We start from the raw sequence: 18,754 nt of genomic DNA on the forward strand, positions 1-18,754 counted from the left end.
AACTGTGCTGTCCCCGGGCAGTTGACGCAGGTCTTACTTGACTTCGACCTTGGCGCCAGCTTCTTCCAGCTTCTTCTTGGCGGCTTCGGCGTCAGCCTTGGCCACAGCTTCCTTGACGGGCTTCGGAGCGCCGTCGACCAGGTCCTTGGCTTCCTTCAGACCCAGACCGGTCAGCTCGCGCACGGCCTTGATGACGCTGACCTTGTTCGCGCCGGCTTCTTGCAGGACGACGGTGAACTCGGTTTGCTCTTCAGCAGCGGCAGCAGCGCCACCAGCGGCGGGAGCAGCAACAGCGACGGCAGCGGCAGCAGCCGACACGCCGAACTTCTCTTCCATTTCCTTGATCAGCTCGGACAGCTCGAGCACGGTCATGCCAGCGATGGCGTCAAGGATTTCAGCTTTGTTAAGTGCCATTTTTCAGAACTCCAAATATTTTGGTAATGCCAGGGTTTGGGTGTCGCTTCGTCGTTCAGCGAATTCCGGACAACAGGGCGATTAGGCCGCTGCCTTCTGGTCGCGCACGGCAGCGAGGCCACGGGCGAACTTGGTCGGAACTTCGTTGAGCGTACGCACGAATTGCGCGATGGGGGCTTGCATGGTGCCAAGCAGTTTCGACAGCAACTCTTCGCGCGAGGGCATGGTGGCCAGGGCCTTCACGCCTTCTTGGTTCAGCAAGTTGTTGGGCAGAGCGCCCGCCTTGATGACCAGCTTATCGTTGCTCTTCGCGAAACCAGCAATGACCTTGGCCGCCGCTACCGGATCAGTGCTGATGCCATAGATCAGCGGACCGGTCAGTTGCTCAGCCAACGGCTCGAAAGCCGTGCCAGCAACAGCACGACGGGCCAGCGAGTTCTTCAGAACACGCAGATACACGCCCGATTCACGCGCAGTTTTGCGCAGTACGGTGACAGAGGCGACGTCCAGACCACGGTACTCAGCGATAACAATCGATTGGGCCTTGGCGACTTCCGCCGAGACTTCCTCGATTACCACCGCTTTCTCTTGACGATTGAGACTCACGGTTTGAACACTCCATCAAAAGACGCCTGGGGCCGGAGCCTTGCGCGTCAACCGAATGCGGCGCCTGGACGAGTTCTTCGGGTAAAGAATTCTTCCTGGGGACGCCGTCTACGCTGGATCCGGACTAGGTGAGCTCCGGGATTAAGCGGGGCAGCGGCGATGCTGCTTTCCTTGCGGAAGGAACAATCCCTTCCACTGCCCTGCTCCAGCGGTCTTTGACAGCAACATCCGGAGGGGTCCGGATGCAGCCCAAAGTACGTTTACTGCTGTTGGCTTAGTTGGAAGCCGACAGCGAGGCAATTTCCACACGCGCTCCGCCGCCCATCGTGGACGAAACGGCGAGCTTACGCAGGTAAATGCCCTTGGCAGCTGCGGGACGAGCCTTTTGCAGGGCGTCGACCAGAGCGGCCAGGTTGGTTTGCAGCTGTTCCACGCCGAACGACGCGCGGCCGATCGTTGCGTGGATGATGCCGGCCTTGTCGGTACGGTACTGAACCTGACCGGCCTTGGCGTTCTTCACAGCGGTTGCGACGTCGGGGGTCACGGTGCCGACCTTCGGGTTCGGCATCAGGCCGCGCGGGCCCAGGATCTGACCCAGGGCGCCGACGACACGCATCGTGTCGGGCGAGGCGATGACAACGTCAAAGTCCATTTGACCGGCCTTGATGCTGTCGGCCAGGTCGTCCAGACCAACGATGTCGGCGCCAGCGGCCTTGGCGGCTTCAGCCTTGTCGCCTTGGGCGAACACGGCGACGCGGACCGACTTGCCGGTGCCGGCGGGCAGAACGACCGAGCCACGGACCAGTTGGTCCGACTTCTTCGGGTCGATGCCGAGCTGCACGGCCACGTCAATGGATTCATTGAACTTGGCGACGGCGGTTTCCTTGACCAGGGTCAGGGCTTCAGCGACCGGGTACAGCTTGGTGCGGTCGATCTTTTGTGCAATAGCGGCGGCGCGCTTGGACAACTTTGCCATGATTAGATCCCCTCAACCGTGATGCCCATGCTGCGGGCGCTGCCAGCGATCGTGCGCACTGCGGCTTCCAGATCGGCGGCGGTCAGGTCGGGACCCTTGGCCTTGGCGATTTCTTCAGCTTGCGCGCGGGTCAGCGTGCCGACCTTGTCGGTATGCGGCTTGGCCGAACCCTTTTGCACGCCGGCGGCCTTCTTGATGAGGACCGTCGCGGGCGGGGTCTTCATGATGAAGGTGAAGCTCTTGTCGGCGAAAGCGGTGATCACCACCGGAATCGGCAGACCAGGCTCCATGCCTTGGGTCTTGGCGTTGAACGCCTTGCAGAATTCCATGATGTTCAGGCCACGCTGACCCAGGGCCGGGCCAATCGGGGGGGAGGGGTTAGCCTTACCAGCCGGTACTTGCAGCTTGATAAAGCCGACGATCTTCTTCGCCATGCTTTGCTCCTTGCGGGTGATATCGCCCTGGCCGATAAGGACAGGGCTCCCCGGGGGTTATATTCAGGTCTTTTCGACCTGGCTGAAATCGAGCTCGACGGGCGTGGCGCGACCAAAAATGGTGACGGACACACGCACCTTGCTCTTTTCGTAGTTGACTTCTTCGACGTTGCCGTTGAAGTCCGCAAACGGACCTTCCTTGACCCGAACCATCTCGCCCACCTCGAACAGGATCTTGGGGCGGGGTTTCTCGACGCCCTCTTCCATCTGGGAGAGGATCTTTTCGACTTCCTTTTCGGAAATCGGGGTCGGACGATTGCCCGAGCCACCCAAAAAGCCGGTGACTCGGTTGGTGTTCTTGACCAGGTGCCACGTTTCGTCGGTCAGGTCCATTTCAACCAGGACATAACCGGGGAAAATGCGGCGCTCGGTGATCGACTTCTGGCCACCCTTGACCTCGACGACTTCTTCGGAGGGCACGAGGATGCGGCCAAAAGACGTTTGCAGGCCCGCGCGCTCGATGCGCTCATTCAGGGCCTTGTGTACGCTTTTTTCCATGCCGGAGTACACATGGACGACATACCAACGCTTACTCATTTGCCGTCCTTATTTCCAGCCCAGCAGCAGGCCGTAGAGAATCCATTCGATGCCCTTGTCGAGCACCCACATGAAAATGCCCATGACCGCCACGAAGGCAAAAACGATACCCGTCATCTGGGTCGTTTCCTTGCGAGTGGGCCATGCGACACGCTTGACTTCGTTGTAGGACTCGCTGGCAAAGCTCAGGGTACGGCGACCGGGTTCGCTGAACCAGGCGATCGCGGCTGCGATCACGAGGCCGCCGACGAACACACCGATCCGAGCGGGCATCGGCTGCGCGCTAAGCACGGAGAACCCGACGATGCCAGCAATAACGACGAGAACCGCCAGCCCGAGCTTGACCCGGTCGGCGGTACTGGTTACGGTTTCTACGCTGGTATTAGACATATTGCGACGCGAGCCGCCGTGAATGCGTAACTCGCGATGATCTCCCGCGGGTTTATCCTGGCGGTGGCAGGGGCAGTAGGAATCGAACCTACAACCTTCGGTTTTGGAGACCGACGCTCTGCCAATTGAGCTATGCCCCTAAACACATCAAAATCTTGTTCCGCCCTGCATCGGCTCGCGGAACCATACATAGTACTACTTTTACAGCAAAGATGGATAGAGGGGCATGAATGCCCACCCTACCCATCCGGGTATTGCTTACTTCAGGATCTTGGCGACGACGCCGGCGCCGACGGTACGACCGCCTTCACGGATGGCGAAACGCAGACCTTCTTCCATGGCGATCGGGGCCAGCAGCTTGACGGTCATCGTCACGTTGTCGCCCGGCAGAACCATTTCCTTGTCGGCCGGCAGGTCGATCGTGCCCGTCACGTCCGTCGTGCGGAAGTAGAACTGGGGACGATAGCCGTTGAAGAACGGGGTGTGGCGGCCGCCTTCTTCCTTGGACAGGATGTACACCTCGGACGTGAAGTCCGTGTGCGGGGTGATCGAGCCCGGCTTGGCCAGCACTTGGCCGCGCTGGACGTCTTCACGCTTGGTGCCGCGCAGCAGGATGCCCACGTTGTCGCCAGCTTGACCTTGGTCCAGCAGCTTGCGGAACATTTCCACGCCCGTGCAGGTCGTCTTGACCGTCGGAACGATACCGACGATTTCGATTTCTTCGCCGACCTTGATGATGCCGCGTTCGATACGGCCGGTCACCACGGTGCCGCGACCCGAGATCGAGAACACGTCTTCAACCGGCATCAGGAACGCGCCGTCGATGGCACGCTCAGGCGTCGGGATGTACGAATCCAGCGCAGCAGCCAGCGCCAGGATGGCCTGTTCGCCCAGTTCGCCCTTGTCGCCTTCCAGCGCCAGCTTGGCCGAACCCTTGACGATCGGGGTGTCGTCGCCCGGGAAGTCGTACTTGGACAGCAGTTCGCGAACTTCCATTTCCACCAGCTCGAGCAGCTCGGCGTCGTCAACCATGTCAGCCTTGTTCAGGAAGACGATGATGTACGGCACGCCAACCTGGCGGCTCAGCAGGATGTGCTCGCGCGTTTGCGGCATGGGACCGTCAGCGGCCGACACGACCAGGATCGCGCCGTCCATCTGGGCAGCGCCCGTGATCATGTTCTTGACGTAGTCGGCGTGGCCCGGGCAGTCAACGTGCGCGTAGTGACGCGTTTCCGTTTCGTACTCGACGTGTGCCGTGTTGATGGTAATGCCGCGTGCCTTTTCTTCAGGAGCTGCATCGATCTGGTCGTAGCCCTTGGCTTCGCCGCCGAACTTGGTCGACAGAACGGTCGTGATCGCCGCCGTCAACGTCGTTTTGCCGTGGTCAACGTGACCAATCGTACCCACGTTCACGTGCGGCTTGGTACGTTCAAACTTGCCTTTTGCCATGGCTGACTCCTGACCTGGATTGCGCTTCTGACTGAAGAAAAGAATTTGGAATTTGTGGTGCCCATGGCGCGGATCGAACGCGCGACCTCTCCCTTACCAAGGGAGTGCTCTACCACTGAGCCACATGGGCATTTAAAAATCTTGGAGCGGGTGAAGGGAATCGAACCCTCGTCGTAAGCTTGGAAGGCTTCTGCTCTACCATTGAGCTACACCCGCGGCAAACCCTTTCACCTTCTCTCATCCCAACCCTTCGAAATGAAGGCCGGGGAAACCTTGCCACCTTCTTTGCGAAGGCTGCACAAGGCCACCGGGCCTTACATTGCAAATCCAGGCCAACCGCGCCTGGATTTAGGTATGGGTCTCTGGTGGAGGAGGTTGGATTCGAACCAACGTAGGCGCAAGGCCAACAGATTTACAGTCTGCCCCCTTTAACCACTCGGGCACCCCTCCAGCGGAGAACTTGAGATTATGAACACTTTCAAATCCGCTGTCAAACCATTCGGATGAAAAATTCATAATTTCAGTTCCACCTCCGCCGCGTTTCCGCGCAGAGGGGGCGAAGCTTACAGGTTTCCGCGAATTGCTGCACGAAAAAGCTGAGAATATTTTTCGGCGGAGAAATTGACGGGGTTCGTGGCGGCGGAAGGATCCTGGCTGGCCATGCGCCCCACCCGCTCGGCTTGGCCGTCATCCAGGCCGATCTCGGCGAGCGTATGTGGGATGCCCACGGCCTCGCGCAGCGCCAACACCCAGTCGAGCACCGCGCCCGGGCTTTGCCGCGGCAACCCGAGATAACGCGCAAGCGCTTCAAGCCGGGGCGCCACCGCTTCTTCGTTGGCCTTGAGCACGTAGGGCATCAAGATCGCGTTGAGCAGGCCGTGATGCGCGTCATAGAGCGCGCCGAGCGGATGCGCCAGCGCGTGCATGGCGCCTAGGCCACGCTGGAAGGCGGTGGCGCCCATGCACGATGCCGTCAGCATCTGCTGGCGCGCCTGCAGATCGGCGCCATCGGCAACCGCCTGCGGCAGATACGCCTTGATAAGGCGCATGCCCTCCAGCGCAATGCCAGCCGCCATGGGATGAAAGAACGGCGAACAGTAGGCTTCCAGGTTGTGCGACAGCGCGTCCATGCCCGTGGCTGCCGTGATCTTGGGCGGCAGGCCCACGGTGAGCTCGGCGTCCAGGATCACGATGGACGGCAGCATGCGGGCGTGAAAGATGATGCGCTTGATGTGCGCGGCCTCGTCGGTGATGACGGATGCGCGCCCGACTTCGGAGCCGGTGCCTGCGGTGGTGGGCACGGCCACGACGGGCGCCATGCCGGCGGCATTGACGCGCAGGTAGTTGTCGCCGATGTCTTCGAAATCCCACAGTGGCCTGCTCTGCCCCGCCATCAATGCGATGGCCTTCGCCGCATCGAGCGCCGAACCGCCGCCGAACGCAATGACACCATCATGACGACCGCGCTTGAACGCCGCCACGCCGTCGTCAACGTTGCGCCCGGTTGGATTGCCCTTGATGTCGTGAAAGACCGAGCAATCGACGCCATCATCGTGGCACATGCCCACGGCATCGCGGACCATGGGCAACGCGGCCAGTCCGGGATCGGTCACGAGCAAAGGTCGGGACATGCCCAGCTCACGGCAGCACGCGGGCAGTTCCTTGATGCGTCCGGGACCCACCTTGATGGCGGTGGGATAGTTCCAGTTGACGTGGGGGACGGTCATGATTCGGTTCCTGGTGGCGCCGCGCTCAGAGGCTGCGCAAATGGAAGGATTTGGCCTGGGTGAGCGGTTCGTAGCCGAGCTTGGACAAGGACACGCCGCGGCCCGACTGCTTGACGCCCGTCCACGCGAGCGCCGGGTCGAGGTAGTCGCATCGGTTCATGAAGAATGTGCCGGCGCGCACCTGCCCGCCGATGTGCAGGGCGGCCGCTTCGTCCTGCGTGAAGACGGCAGCCGTCAATCCGTACGGACTGTCGTTCATCAGCGCGATGGCCTGTTCGTCGCTGTCTACCGGCATGATGCCGGCAACCGGACCGAAACACTCCTCGCTCATGATGCGCATGCGGTGGTCGACCTGCGTCAGCAACGCGGGAGCGACATAACACGAGCTTTCGCTCGCGTTAAGTGAGCTTTCACTCGCTTTCTTGAAATGCGAGTTATCGATCACGTTTACGGCGCCGGCGCCGACGGCTTGCGCGATCACTTCCCGGATATCGGCCGCCGCGCGGGCGCGCACGACAGGGCCAAGCGTCGTGCCCGGCTGCAACGGATTGCCCAGCACATAACGCTGCGTCAGGGCAACGGCGCGCTCGACGAACGCGTCGTGCACGCCACGCGCCACGTAGATGCGCTGAATGCCGCAACAGGACTGGCCGGCGTTGAAGAAGGCGCCGTCGACGAGCGTCTCTGCCGCGGCGTCCAGGTTGGCATCCTCGCGCACATAGGCCGGATCGTTGCCGCCCAGCTCAAGTCCGACGCCGATAAAGCGACCCGCCGCGCTTTCCTCGACGATGCGCCCTCCCCGCACCGAGCCCGTGAAGGACACATAGCCGATCTCCGGCGCGCGGATAAGCCGTTGCGTGATGTCGTGGCTGGCGTGCAGGTACTGAAAGACGCCTCTTGGCGCCCCCGCGTCTCGGAATGCGCGATCGATGAGCTCGGCGCACAGCGGCGTCTGGTCGGAATGCTTGAGAATGACGGTGTTGCCCGCCATCAGTGCGGGCACGATGCTGTTCACCGCGGTCAGCAGCGGATAGTTCCACGGCGCGATGGTGAGCGCCACGCCGATGGGCTCGCGGCTGATGAAGCGCGTAAAGCCTGGCTGCGCGGGCGCGGCAATGGGCGCGAGGGCATCGTCGGCGATTGCGATCATGTGGCGCGCGCGGGCGGCGAAGCCGTCGACTTCGCCGGGTGCGTCGCGCAGCGGACGGCCCATCTGAATGGTGATCGCGCGCGCGATCTCGTCCTTGGCCGCCACGACATGGTCCACGGCAGCCGCCACGATGCGCCCCCGCGCCTGGATGCCGAGCGCATGCCACGCCAGCTGCGCGCCCTGCGCGTTGGCCAGTGCCTGCGAGATCTGCGCTTCGCTGGCGTAGGCACGGCGCACGACCGGACGTCCGTCGATGGGGCTGATGGTGATGAGTTCGTGGGTCATGGCTACCCTGATGGCAATGGACGGGTTCAGATGATTTCGAAGTAGCGCGCAAGCTCCCAGTCGGTCACATGACGCCGGAACTGCCGTTCTTCCCATTCGCGCGTCGCGGCGTAGTGCTCGACGAATGCGTCGCCGAACAGCCGACGCGCGGCGTCGGAGCCGCGAAGACGCTGCGCGGCTTCCCATAAGGTCGTGGGCAGATGCAGATGCGCGGGAAACTCCTGCGTATAGGCATTGCCCTGCACCATGGGTTCGGGCGACAGCCCTTGCTCGATGCCGTACAACCCGGAGGCGAGCGCCGCGGCCAGCGCCAGATAGGGATTGGCGTCGGCCGATCCGATGCGCACCTCGACACGCTGCGATTTGTCGCTGCCCGGGATGAGGCGCAGTGCCGTCGTCCTGTTCTCCATCCCCCACGTGGCGTCCAGCGGCGCCCAATAGCCGGGCACCAGGCGCGAATAGCTGTTGATGGTTTGCGCGTACAAGGCCATGAACTCGGGCAGGTATCGCTGCACGCCCGCCATGAAGGCGGCCTGCAGGTGGCCAACGCCATGCGGCTGCGACGCGTCGTAGAAGGCCGAACGCCCCGTCTTGCGGTGGCGCAGAGACAGGTGAATGTGGCCGCTTTGGCCCGGGTGGTCATGCGACCATTTCGCCATGAAGGTGGCCATCAGGCCGTTCTGCTGCGCAAGCGCCTTGGCGAACGTCTTGAACAGAAACGCCTTGTCGCCGGCCGCCGCCGCATGGTCCACGGCAAGCGCGGCCTCCAGCACGCCCGGCCCGGTCTCGGTGTGCAGGCCTTCGATGGGCATGTCCATGCGCTCGCACATGTCGAGCAGCTTGCGATAGAAGTCGCCCTCGACCGTGCTGCGCAGAACCGAATACCCGAAATTGCCGGGCGTCCAGTTCTCCATGTTGCGGTAGTGCTTGGCGCGCACGGAGTGCGGCGTCTCGCGGAACATGAAGAATTCGTACTCCAGCGCGGCATAGGCATCGAATCCCATGTCCGCCGCGCGATCGATCACGCGGTGCAGCAGGCGGCGCGGACAGATGGCGGCGGCATCGCCCTCGAATTCCGCCAGGAACAGCAGCATGTCTTCGCCGCCGGGGCCTTGTTCCAGCGTGAGACGGCGCGCGCTTTGCGGCACGATGCGCATTTTTGCGTCGGGGTATGCGGTGTGCCAGCCGGTGTACCGGGTGTTGTCGTAGAGCTGATCGTCCAGGTCCCACCCCAGCACCACGTCGCAGAACGCGAGCCCGGAACGCAGCGCGCCCAGGAATTTGTCGCGCCTCAGGTACTTGCCCAGCATGACGCCGTCCACATCGGACAGGCCGATCTTGATATGCGAGAGCGGGCTGGCCTGCACCAGCCGCTCTGCGTCTTCCACCGTTGCTACCCCTAGTGCATGCATGCTCGTTCACCTTATGGCTGAAGCGTTGCGTGGAACTGCGGGCGGGCGGCGCGCCGGTCAGGCCATGGCCGCCCCCACCACCTGCATCGCCTGGCGATGCAGCGCAGGCGTGGCGGCCGCGATCACTCGGCCGTTCGATGCGAGACCGAGCGGCTGCCCTGCCCAATCCGTCATGACGCCGCCCGCGCCTTCGATCACGGGCGCAAGGGCAAGGTAATCGTAGGGTTGCAGCCCCGCCTCCACGACGAGGTCGACGTGACCGCTGGCGAGAAGCCCATAGCTGTAGCAGTCGCCGCCATAACGGCGCATGCGTGTCTTGGCTGCCAAGTGGTCGAAAGCGGCCAGCTCGGCGCCCGTGAAGATGTCAGGCGCGGTGGCATACAGGATGGCGCTGTCGAGGTCGGTGCATGCGCGCGTCGTGCACGGCTTGCCGTTCAATTGCGATGGCGCGTGCGCCACGCCGATCCAGCGTTCGTCGAGCATGGGAATGTCGATCACCCCCAACACCGGCCTGCCGCGGTGCAGCAGCGCAAGCAGCGTGCCCCACAGCGGATTGCCCGAGATGAAGGCGCGGGTGCCGTCGATGGGGTCGAGCGACCACACGAATTCGGAATCGGCATGAGAGGCGCCGAATTCTTCACCGAATATGCCGTGGCCGGGATGATGCGTGGCGATGGCCTCGCGCAGCGCCGCCTCGACCTGCCTGTCTGCCTGCGTGACGGGACTGTCATCGGCCTTGCTGTCGACGTCAAGCGGATGCCGGAACCACTTGCGCGACAGGGGCCGGGCGCGATCCGCCAGCGACTGCGCGAACGCGGCATACGCCGCGAGCTGCGGCGCCGACAAGGCCGAGGAAGTCTGCATCGATGCCCTCCAGGAGGGGCGCGCGGAGGATCAGTGCGCCGACGGAACGCCTGCACGCAGGCGTTTCCAGTCTAGACACCTTGCCCCGCGTTGGCAAACATGCCTTTCAATCGAGCGACACGCCCGCCGTCTTCACCATGTCGGCCCAATACGTGGTGTCCTGCTGTAGCCGGCTCTTGAAGGCCGCGGGCGCGCTGCCTACGGGTTGGCTGCCGCCGCTGTTGATCTTGGCGATCACGGCGGGCGACTTCATGGCCTGCTCCACGGCCTGAGCCAGATAAGCGATGCGCTCGGGCGGCGTTCCCGCAGGCGCGAACAAGCCATACCAGTCATCCGCGGTGATGCCTTCCAGACCGGCCTGCTTCAACGTGGGCGCGCGCTTGAAGATGCCCACGCCATCGCCGTGACTCATCGCGAGAATCTGCAGTTTTCCGGCCGCCACCATGGGTTCGGCCGATGCCGGCGAGGTGATCAGCATGTCGACGGTGCCGCCCAGCAGGTCCGTGACCGCCGGCGCCGCGCCGCGATACGGCACATGCACCAGCTTGACGTTGGCCTTCTGGGAAACCAGCGCGCCCATCAGATGGCTCATCGTGCCGTTGCCCGGCGTCGCGTAGGTGATGACCCCAGGCTGCTTGCGCGCGGCCGCAAGATAATCGTCCAGCGTCTTGTACGGGCCATCCGCGCGCGCGACGAGCACCAGTGGCGCCGAGGTGATCTGCGAAATGGGCACGAAGTCCTTCAGCGGATCGAAGCCCACGTTCTTGTACAGGCGCGGATTGACGGCCATGACGCTGGTCTGCGACATCACGAGGGTGTAGCCGTCAGGCTTGGCGCGGGACACCTGCGCCGTGCCGACATTGCCGCCCGCCCCCGAGCGGTTTTCGACAACCACGCTTTGACCCGTGATGGTGCCCAGTTCCTGTGCGATCAAGCGTGCGACGCCATCGTTGCCGCCGCCCGGCGGGAACGGTGAGACGACGGTGATGGCCTGCTTCGGATAGTCCGCCAGCGGCGCCGGCGTCTGGGCATGGGCGGCGAACCCCCACGCGAGGGCTGCCGCTGCCACCGCGGCCGTCTTGCAAGCTTGCAATGCGTGTTGCTTCATCTGGATTTCCCCTTGAGATGGCGGCCGGATACTCGGCCGTCCTTTGCATTCCGGTTCGCCATGAACCGTCCGCACCCCGGCGGCAATTGCCGCCAGGGCGTACTGATCAGGTTGAAGCGGGTGTCGCCGCGCAAACGCGCGGCGGCGGTGTCAGCTGGCCGGGAACCGGTACGCGGCGCGTTCCCGGTCGTCGATCTGCTTGACGAGATTGGTTTCCCAGGCGAGGTACTGCCGCGCGGCGGCCTTGTTCCCGTCGTGGCGGTCGTGCACAAAAAACAGGTAGTCGATGCAATCGCTGTCCGGCGGATCGGCGGGCGTCGTCTCCAGCGAAATGCCTTGAGCGGACCAGCTGTTCGGCGTGCCCGTATTGGCCTTGACGTCATCGATGCCCAAGGCAGCCAGATCGCGTGCCGCCCACGCCGCCAATGCGGCGTCTTCGGCCAGCAGCACGACCGGACGCGCGGGATCGAGGGCCAGACGATGCAGCCGCGGACGGATGGACCAGCGGGCGCCGGCCACGTGGCTCGCGCGGTACCGCATGCTGGGCCGAATGTCGACAATCTGGGCGCCCTGCTTCAGCACATCGGCCAAGGCCGCATCGGACAGCAGAGCAAGCGCGGGCGCCTCGGGCTGGGCCGGAGCGTGGGCCAGGACGGCGCCCGTGCCTTCTTCGAGCGTGCAGGCGTCCCATCCCATCTGACGGAGCCAGCTGGCGACGACCGGCGCGCGCACGCCTTCGCCATCGAACACGACGATGCGGGCGCCGCGCACGGCGATGTACTGGTCCGTCGCCTGAATGAGTTGACCGCCAGGCGCATGCTGCGCGCCGGGCAACGATCCCTTCGCGAACTCTTCGGCGCTGCGCACATCGCACAGGAACGTGGTGCGCTGCGGGTCGCGCAGCCAGTCCTGCACCTGCGCGGCGTTGGCCGACGGCACGCCGTGACGCTGGGCGAGTTGCGCGGAACGCTGCGCCAGCGCCGGCACGTCTTCGGGCGTGACGTCATCCGGATACCGGCGGCGCGCGCCATGCTCGAGCTGCAGGTCTTCCAGGTACCAGCCCTGCGTGCCGTTCTCCAGGGCGTAGACCGGATTGGGCACACCCAGGTTGATGAGCGTCTGCGCGCCGATGATGCTGCGCGTGCGGCCCGCGCAGTTCACCACGATGGTGGTGTCCGGCCGCGCAGCCAGCGTGTGGGCGCGAAGCGCCAGTTCGCCATTGGGGCAGCAGATGCCGCCGGGAATGCTCATCTTCTGGTATTCGGCGAAGGGCCGGCCGTCCAGCACGATAAGGTCGTCGCCCCGGCGCTGGCGTTCGGCCAGTTCGCGAGCGCCGATGCGCGGGGTGTGGAAAACCTCTTCGGCGAGTTCGCCAAACGTTTTGCTGGGAACGTTCACGCCTGCGAATGCGGCATAACCGTCGCGCTGCCATTGCGCGATGCCGCCGGCCAGGCGGTGCACATCCGTGTAGCCCAGCACGCCAAGGGCGCGCGCGGCGCGGGCCGCGGTGTCGTCCTCACCGCCCTCGTCGTAGACCACGACGCGCACGCCGCGGCGAGGCGCGAGGCGGACGATGTCGACTTCAAGGCGGCTGTACGGGACCGGCGCGGCGTAGAACAGATGCGACTCGCCATACTGGCCATGCTCGCGCACGTCCAGAAGCGCGATCTCGCGGCCGTCGTGCAACCACTGCTTGAGCGTGTGCGAATCGACGTCGGCGAAGGTGGGGTCGTTATACGGCTGCATCATGAGATTCGGAGGGAACGGATAGGTTGAGTCAGTGCGGCCAGGCCGCGGTCAAGGTCGGCGATCAGGTCGTCAGGATCTTCCAGGCCGATGTGCAGGCGCAGCATGGGACCGCGCGCCTCACGGCCCGGCAGCGAGCGCGCAGCCTGCAAGTTCACCGGAATCACCAGGCTTTCAAAGCCGCCCCACGAGGCGCCGATGCCGAAAAGCTGCAGGCTGTCGATGAAGCGTTCGGCGTCGGCCTCGGTATAGGTGTCAGACAGTTCCAGCGTCAGCAGGCCGTTGGCGCCGCTGCAATCGCGCCGCCAGATCGCGTGGGAGGGATCGCCTGGCAGCGCAGGGTTCAAAACGCGCGCGACTTCGGGACGCGCCTTGAGCCACTGGGAGATCAGGAGCGCGCTACGGGCGTGCTGCGCCATGCGCAGGGGCAGCGTGCGCATGCCGCGCAACACCAGAAAGGCATCGTCGGCGCCGACCGTCTGGCCGAAATCGATGGTTGCGCGTTCCAGCGCCCGCCATGCGCGCTCGTTCGTGACGACGGCGCCCATCATCACGTCGGCATGGCCGCCCAGATACTTGGTCGCGGCCAGAATGGAGATGTCGGCGCCCAATGCGAGCGGTTTTTGCACCAGACCGGACGCCCACGTGTTGTCCACAGCCAGCCAGCAATCGTGTTTTCGCGCGGTTGTGGATAACTCGGTGAGGTCCGGCATTTCGTAGGTCAGCGACCCCGGCGACTCCGCGTAGATCATGCGGGTATTGGGCCGGATCAGCGCCTCGATGCCCGCGGCATCCGGCCGGTAGTACGTGAATTCGATCGCCAGGCGCGTCAGGTGTTCGGCGCAGAACCGGCGCACCGGCTCATACACGGCGTCTGTCACAAGCACATGATCGCCCGCGCGCAGATACGCAAGCAGCACCGTGGCGATTGCGGCCTGGCCCGTGGGATAAAGCTTGGCGCGATAGCCCGCTTCCAGTTCGACGAGCGCGTCGTCCAGGGCGTGCGTGCTGTCGGTGCCGCGCGCGCCATAGGACGGCAGACGCTCCTGTTCGCGGCGCGCCCGTGTGTCGCGCCACGCTTCTACGCTATCAAAGACATACGTGCTGGCGCGCGTGACCGGCGTGTTGACCCAGCCTTGATGAGGACGTCCTGCGCGCAGCAGGCGCGTTGCGGACCGGAAGGGCTTGCTCATGATCAGCGCCGCGTCTGCACGCCAATCGGCATGATCTTGCAGGTGCCGGTCTCCAGGTCGAAGCCCAGGCGTTGGTCCAGCGTTTCCAGCGCGCGTCCGTACATGTGCAGATGGCGGATGACGCTGTCGCCCTGGATTTCCACCGCGTGGATATCGTCGGGCATCAGCGCGATGCCGGTGCCAGGGCCCACCACCACGGTATCGATCTGCGCCAGCTTGCCGACGCCCGGCTGCGAACCATCGTCCAGGCGGTCATACACGTAGTTGTATTCGACGCCTTCGACCGCCGCGATACACGCCCAGGTGGTGTGGTTGTGCGGCACGATCTTCTTGCCCGGGCGCATGACGTTCAAGTACAGCGCATAGCTCTTGTCGGCGTCTTCGGCGATCAGATAGCGGGCCTGGCGTTCGTCGCCCTCGGGCGGCGGATAGCGGTCGGCGCCCCACCAGGCGGTATTGCCGGCCAACGCCACCAGCTCATCCAGGACGATCTGAAGGCTGTCGCGGTTCAGGCCCTTATTTCCTACAGTTTTTTTAATATTTTCGACCGCGCTGTCGATGCCGGCCTGTTGGGGATGTTCAGTGCTCACGTCGTTGTTCCCTCTTGTTTCATGAGTTATTGCACTTACTGTATCGCCCGGTGTGAATGCCAACAATTTAAATTGCTTGAACATTCCATTAGGACTGCTAATGTGTCGGGTTATCCCTGAACCCATTTCCCGCTGAACGGATGCGCAATCTAGACCTGGACCTGCTTCGCACGCTGACGGCCATCGCGCAGCATGAAACGTTTTCCGAGGCCGCCAACCGGCTGCACAAGACACAGTCGGCCATCACGCAGCAGATGCAGCGGCTTGAGGCGATGATCGGTCTGCCGCTGTTTGAAAAGCAGGGCCGCAACAAGGTGCTGTCCTCGCATGGCCGGCGGCTGGTCGAATACGCCCGGCACATGCTGGCCATCAACGATGAAGCGCTGCGGGCGTTGCAGGACGGGCCGCTGGAAGGCGATCTGCGCCTGGGTGCGCCCCTGGACGTGGCGGACACGATCCTGCCCACCCTGCTCACGCACATCGCGCGCGTGGCGCCCCGCGTGAAGCTGGAGATCCGGGTCGATCGCAGTCCTTTCCTGATGGATGCCCTGCGTGCAGGCGAGATCGACCTGACGATCTCCACGCGCTTTGACCAGGACTTCGAGGGCGTGGCATTGCGTACGTCGCCGACGGTCTGGCTGGCATCCGCCGATTACGTGCATGATTCCCATGCGCCCGTGCCGCTTGTGCTGGCGGACGAACCCAGCATCTTTCGCCGACTGGCGCTCAATGCGCTGGAGCAGGCGCAGGTGCGTTGGCACACGAACTACGTGGCGCCGAATCTGGTGGGAATCAAGGCCGCGCTGCGCGCGGGCCTGGGCGTGACGGCGCGCAGCGTGGAACTGCTGGGGCCGGAGATGCGGGTGTTGGGAGAAAAGGAAGGGCTGCCGCCCCTGCCGGACGTGACCTACTTCCTGTGGATAAGGCGTGATCTCATCAATCCGCTGACGCGGCAGGTGTACGACATGCTGCGGACCAACCTGGGTCTTGCGCAGCAAGGCGCGGCGACGGAGCCGCCGCCCACGGTTCAATAACGGTCGAAAACCTGCTGCAACGCATCCGGATCGCAAGTGATCGTCAGCGCGAGCATGAGGAGGATGCGCGCCTTCTGCGGATTCAGGTCGCGCGCGGCGACAAAGCCCAAGCTGGCGTCGTCGACTTCGACATCGCGCGCCACGAAACCGCTGCCCGTGCGGCTGGACCTAACGACGGCCACGCCGTCGTCGGCGGCACGGCGCAGGCCTTCGATGGCCAGGTCGGTGGCGTTGCCGTCGCCCACGCCCGCCAGCACGATGCCGTCGGCGGCGCTGGCCAGGAAATCGATCAGGTCGGCCTGCAGGTTGGCATACGCATAGACGATGTCCACACGCGGCCAGCCAGCCTTTTCCAACAATGCGAGTGAAAACTCGCTTTGTGCGCCATAGGTAGTGGCATTGCGCGAGTAAAAGCAAGGCACGCCGCCGTGCATGACGCCGGCGCGGCCGCGATTGGGCGATGCAAAGGCGCACAGGCCGGCGCTGGCGATCTTCTGGATTTCGCGGGCGTAATGGATGTCTTCGTTCATGACGACGAGCGGGCCGCGGCCCCGCGCATCGGGATGGCGCGCCAGCGCCACCGCGTTGTACAGATTGGCCGGACCTTCTGCGCCCAGGGCCGTGGCCGGACGCATGGCGCCAACCAGCACGACGGCCTTGTCATGACGGTTCACCAGGCTGAGGAAATACGCGGTTTCCTCGAGCGTGTCCGTCCCGTGGGTGATCACGATGCCTGCCACCGAGGCGTCCTGGCAAAGCGTGTCCACGCGCTGCGCCAGCGAGCGCCAGACGTCGTGCGTCATGTTCTGGCTGCCGACGTTGGCAACCTGCTCGGCGCGGATCTCTGCGATGCCGGCCAGCTGCGGCACCGCCGCGAGCAGGTCATTCACGGAAAAAGTGCCCGACTTGTAGCCGGCGGACGTGGCGTCGGCCTGGGCCCCCGCAATCGTGCCCCCCGTCGCCAGCACCGCGATGACGGGCAATGCGTTCTCAGGCATCCACCGCTCCGGAAAGGCCCTGACGCTCGAGGAGCGAATTCAGGTGCTCCCAGCCGTGGAAGTCGATGACGATCTGACCCTTTTCCTTGGCGCCCACTTTCAGCGCCACGCGCGTGCCCAGATGATCGGACAGCGCTTCTTCCAGACGCGTCAGGTCGCGAGACACGCCGTTGGTCTTCTTCTTGGGCGACGCCGAGGCCTCGGCTTCCTTGGCCGTCTTAGCAACGAGCTTTTCGGCCTCGCGCACCGACAGGCGGCGCGCGATGATGAGATTGGCGAGCTGGATCTGCGTAGCCGCATCGACCGCGAGCAGCGCGCGGGCGTGGCCCATGTCGACGTCGCCGGCCAGCAGCATGGTCTGCACGGGCGCGGCCAGGTTCAAGAGGCGCAGCAGGTTGCTGGTGGCGGAACGCGAACGGCCGATGGCCTGCGCGGCCTGTTCGTGCGTCAGGCCGAACTCATCGAGCAGGCGGCGCACGCCGTGCGCTTCTTCGAGCGGATTCAGGTCTTCGCGCTGGATGTTTTCGATGAGCGCCATGACGGCGGCGTTTTCATCGGCGACCTCGCGCACCAGGACCGGCACTTCCTTCAGGCCGGCAAGCTGCGCGGCGCGAAAGCGGCGTTCGCCTGCGATGATCTCGTAGTGGCCGGGCGCATCGCCCAGCGCGCGCACGAGAATCGGCTGCATGATCCCTTGCGTGCGAATCGACTCGGCCAGCTCGCCCAGGGCCCCCTCGTCCATGCGCGTGCGCGGCTGGTACTTGCCGGCGCGCATCTTCGAGATGGGCAGGGTGGACGGCGGACCCTCGGGCTTGGCGACAGCCTTGCCGATGTTGTCGATTGCGGGCGCATCGGCGCCCAGCAAGGCGTCCAGTCCGCGACCCAATCCCTTGGGTTTCTTGGTGGCCATAATTAAATCCTCTTTCCTTCTGTCTTTGTATCCTGAGCGCCGGGCTCAGGCGTCCGCCTGCTCGGCGGGCAGGCGGTACCAATACGCGTAACAGTCTTTGAATCCGTAGCGGTCATACAGGGTCCGCGCGGCGATGTTTTCCGGCTCGACCTGGAGATAGGCCGTCCTGGCGCCGCCGGCAGCCCCTTCGGCCAGCAAATGCTCCACCAGGACAGCGGCGTAACCTTTGCGCCGATGCCCAGGATGGGTAACGATGTCGAACAGGCCAAGCAGGTCGCCTTCACGCACGGCCATCCCCGCAGCGACCACCTGCCCTGCCGCGTCGGTGGCGAGCACCGGCTGCTTATCCACAGCCAGACCGGCAAGGCGCGCGTGGTGTTCGGCGATGTGCGCGGCCGATGAGCCGCGCAGCGCCCCGACCGCCGCTGCAAAGCGCTCGGCATCGACCATGCTGAAATGCAGATCGCTCATGACGCTTGCGCGGGGAGCGAGCGGCGTGCTCATGACGCGAGTCTCACCGGTGTAGAGATAACCGCGGGCCTCCAGCTCGGCGTCGAGGGAAAAATCGGGGCCGATGGAGGTGATGCGCAGCACCATGGGCAAACCCTGGCGCGCATACAACGATGAACAATACGCCAGCCGCTCATCCAAAGGACGTGTGGATAACCCCAGCACATTGACGCTTCGGACCCGCTTGGCCGACGATCGGGCAAAACGCACAAGCCAACCATCATAGATCACCTGCGCGCCCACGGCAGTGGCATTGAGCGCCGCGTCTTCCAGCCGCACGCGCAGCGCATCGCGCACGTCGGCGGGCGGCGTGGAGAGGGTTGGCTGTGGCGGAAAAAAGAGCGCGGCGTCGGGCATCGGG

The 18,754-nt window shown here is 64.3% G+C and carries 19 protein-coding genes and 4 tRNA genes; 1 reads left to right on the top strand and 22 read right to left on the bottom strand.

The features are described 5' to 3' along the window. Positions 1 to 33: 33 nt before the first annotated feature. From rplL to HV786_RS12045, 19 genes are all read right to left on the bottom strand, one after another. Positions 34 to 414, bottom strand: coding sequence for a 50S ribosomal protein L7/L12 (gene rplL, locus HV786_RS11955; protein ID WP_008157777.1), 381 nt, complete (start codon positions 412 to 414; stop codon positions 34 to 36). Positions 415 to 495: 81 nt separating this feature from the next. Next, entirely contained in the window at positions 496 to 1,020 is a 525-nt protein-coding gene (rplJ, locus tag HV786_RS11960; protein ID WP_056320723.1) for a 50S ribosomal protein L10, read from the bottom strand. A gap of 274 nt (positions 1,021 to 1,294) precedes the next feature. Further along, on the bottom strand, positions 1,295 to 1,996 hold the full coding sequence (rplA, locus tag HV786_RS11965; protein WP_056320726.1) for a 50S ribosomal protein L1: 702 nt from the start codon (positions 1,994 to 1,996) through the stop codon (positions 1,295 to 1,297). Between the two features lie 2 nt (positions 1,997 to 1,998). Beyond that, positions 1,999 to 2,430: a 50S ribosomal protein L11 gene (gene rplK, locus HV786_RS11970; RefSeq protein ID WP_043542688.1), complete on the bottom strand. Its 432-nt coding sequence runs from the start codon at positions 2,428 to 2,430 to the stop codon at positions 1,999 to 2,001. A gap of 63 nt (positions 2,431 to 2,493) precedes the next feature. Then, a complete protein-coding gene (nusG, locus tag HV786_RS11975) occupies positions 2,494 to 3,027 on the bottom strand; it encodes a transcription termination/antitermination protein NusG (protein WP_006389586.1) in 534 nt (177 codons plus the stop codon). Between the two features lie 9 nt (positions 3,028 to 3,036). Next, positions 3,037 to 3,417 carry a preprotein translocase subunit SecE gene (secE, locus tag HV786_RS11980; RefSeq protein ID WP_046806052.1) on the bottom strand — a complete coding sequence of 127 codons (381 nt, stop codon included), beginning with the start codon at positions 3,415 to 3,417 and terminating at the stop codon, positions 3,037 to 3,039. A gap of 64 nt (positions 3,418 to 3,481) precedes the next feature. After that, a tRNA-Trp gene (locus tag HV786_RS11985) sits at positions 3,482 to 3,557 on the bottom strand. Between the two features lie 118 nt (positions 3,558 to 3,675). Then, positions 3,676 to 4,866 carry an elongation factor Tu gene (gene tuf / locus HV786_RS11990; protein ID WP_062839263.1) on the bottom strand — a complete coding sequence of 397 codons (1,191 nt, stop codon included), beginning with the start codon at positions 4,864 to 4,866 and terminating at the stop codon, positions 3,676 to 3,678. A gap of 55 nt (positions 4,867 to 4,921) precedes the next feature. Continuing rightward, positions 4,922 to 4,996, bottom strand: a tRNA-Thr gene (locus HV786_RS11995). 12 nt (positions 4,997 to 5,008) lie between these two features. Beyond that, a tRNA-Gly gene (locus HV786_RS12000) sits at positions 5,009 to 5,082 on the bottom strand. 147 nt (positions 5,083 to 5,229) lie between these two features. Further along, a tRNA-Tyr gene (locus HV786_RS12005) sits at positions 5,230 to 5,316 on the bottom strand. A gap of 113 nt (positions 5,317 to 5,429) precedes the next feature. Beyond that, positions 5,430 to 6,593: an iron-containing alcohol dehydrogenase gene (locus tag HV786_RS12010; protein WP_128829651.1), complete on the bottom strand. Its 1,164-nt coding sequence runs from the start codon at positions 6,591 to 6,593 to the stop codon at positions 5,430 to 5,432. A gap of 25 nt (positions 6,594 to 6,618) precedes the next feature. Further along, positions 6,619 to 8,028, bottom strand: a complete 1,410-nt coding sequence (locus HV786_RS12015) for an aldehyde dehydrogenase family protein (protein ID WP_128829652.1) — start codon at positions 8,026 to 8,028, stop codon at positions 6,619 to 6,621. A 26-nt stretch (positions 8,029 to 8,054) separates the two neighbouring features. Further along, on the bottom strand, positions 8,055 to 9,440 hold the full coding sequence (locus HV786_RS12020; protein ID WP_128829653.1) for a glutamine synthetase family protein: 1,386 nt from the start codon (positions 9,438 to 9,440) through the stop codon (positions 8,055 to 8,057). A gap of 57 nt (positions 9,441 to 9,497) precedes the next feature. Further along, positions 9,498 to 10,304 (bottom strand): histidinol-phosphatase, encoded by an 807-nt coding sequence (hisN, locus tag HV786_RS12025; protein ID WP_128829654.1) that lies wholly within the window; start codon positions 10,302 to 10,304, stop codon positions 9,498 to 9,500. Positions 10,305 to 10,410: 106 nt separating this feature from the next. Beyond that, entirely contained in the window at positions 10,411 to 11,412 is a 1,002-nt protein-coding gene (locus tag HV786_RS12030) for a Bug family tripartite tricarboxylate transporter substrate binding protein (protein ID WP_128829655.1), read from the bottom strand. A 150-nt stretch (positions 11,413 to 11,562) separates the two neighbouring features. Next, entirely contained in the window at positions 11,563 to 13,158 is a 1,596-nt protein-coding gene (locus HV786_RS12035; protein WP_128829797.1) for a rhodanese-like domain-containing protein, read from the bottom strand. Then, a complete protein-coding gene (gene metC, locus HV786_RS12040) occupies positions 13,158 to 14,351 on the bottom strand; it encodes a cystathionine beta-lyase (RefSeq protein ID WP_128829656.1) in 1,194 nt (397 codons plus the stop codon). Before metC ends, HV786_RS12035 begins: the two co-directional genes overlap by 1 nt. 2 nt (positions 14,352 to 14,353) lie before the next feature. Further along, on the bottom strand, positions 14,354 to 14,941 hold the full coding sequence (locus tag HV786_RS12045) for a cysteine dioxygenase family protein (protein ID WP_128829657.1): 588 nt from the start codon (positions 14,939 to 14,941) through the stop codon (positions 14,354 to 14,356). Positions 14,942 to 15,081: 140 nt separating this feature from the next. Between HV786_RS12045 and HV786_RS12050 the strand changes: the two genes are divergently transcribed. Continuing rightward, on the top strand, positions 15,082 to 15,975 hold the full coding sequence (locus HV786_RS12050; RefSeq protein WP_056320570.1) for a LysR substrate-binding domain-containing protein: 894 nt from the start codon (positions 15,082 to 15,084) through the stop codon (positions 15,973 to 15,975). On the opposite strand, the gene HV786_RS12055 is transcribed toward HV786_RS12050, so the two are convergent. From HV786_RS12055 to HV786_RS12065, 3 genes are read right to left on the bottom strand one after another with little or no spacing between them, the layout of a single operon-like run. Further along, positions 15,969 to 16,973 (bottom strand): asparaginase, encoded by a 1,005-nt coding sequence (locus tag HV786_RS12055; protein WP_128829658.1) that lies wholly within the window; start codon positions 16,971 to 16,973, stop codon positions 15,969 to 15,971. The genes HV786_RS12050 and HV786_RS12055 overlap by 7 nt on opposite strands. Next, entirely contained in the window at positions 16,966 to 17,883 is a 918-nt protein-coding gene (locus HV786_RS12060; protein WP_062839279.1) for a ParB/RepB/Spo0J family partition protein, read from the bottom strand. The genes HV786_RS12055 and HV786_RS12060 overlap by 8 nt, the downstream gene beginning before the upstream one ends. Before the next feature lie 45 nt (positions 17,884 to 17,928). Continuing rightward, complete coding sequence (locus HV786_RS12065; RefSeq protein WP_128829659.1) at positions 17,929 to 18,750, bottom strand: GNAT family N-acetyltransferase; 822 nt, start codon at positions 18,748 to 18,750, stop codon at positions 17,929 to 17,931. Positions 18,751 to 18,754 lie beyond the last annotated feature (4 nt).

This window comes from Achromobacter mucicolens (assembly GCF_902859725.1).
GTDB lineage: Bacteria > Pseudomonadota > Gammaproteobacteria > Burkholderiales > Burkholderiaceae_B > Achromobacter > Achromobacter mucicolens.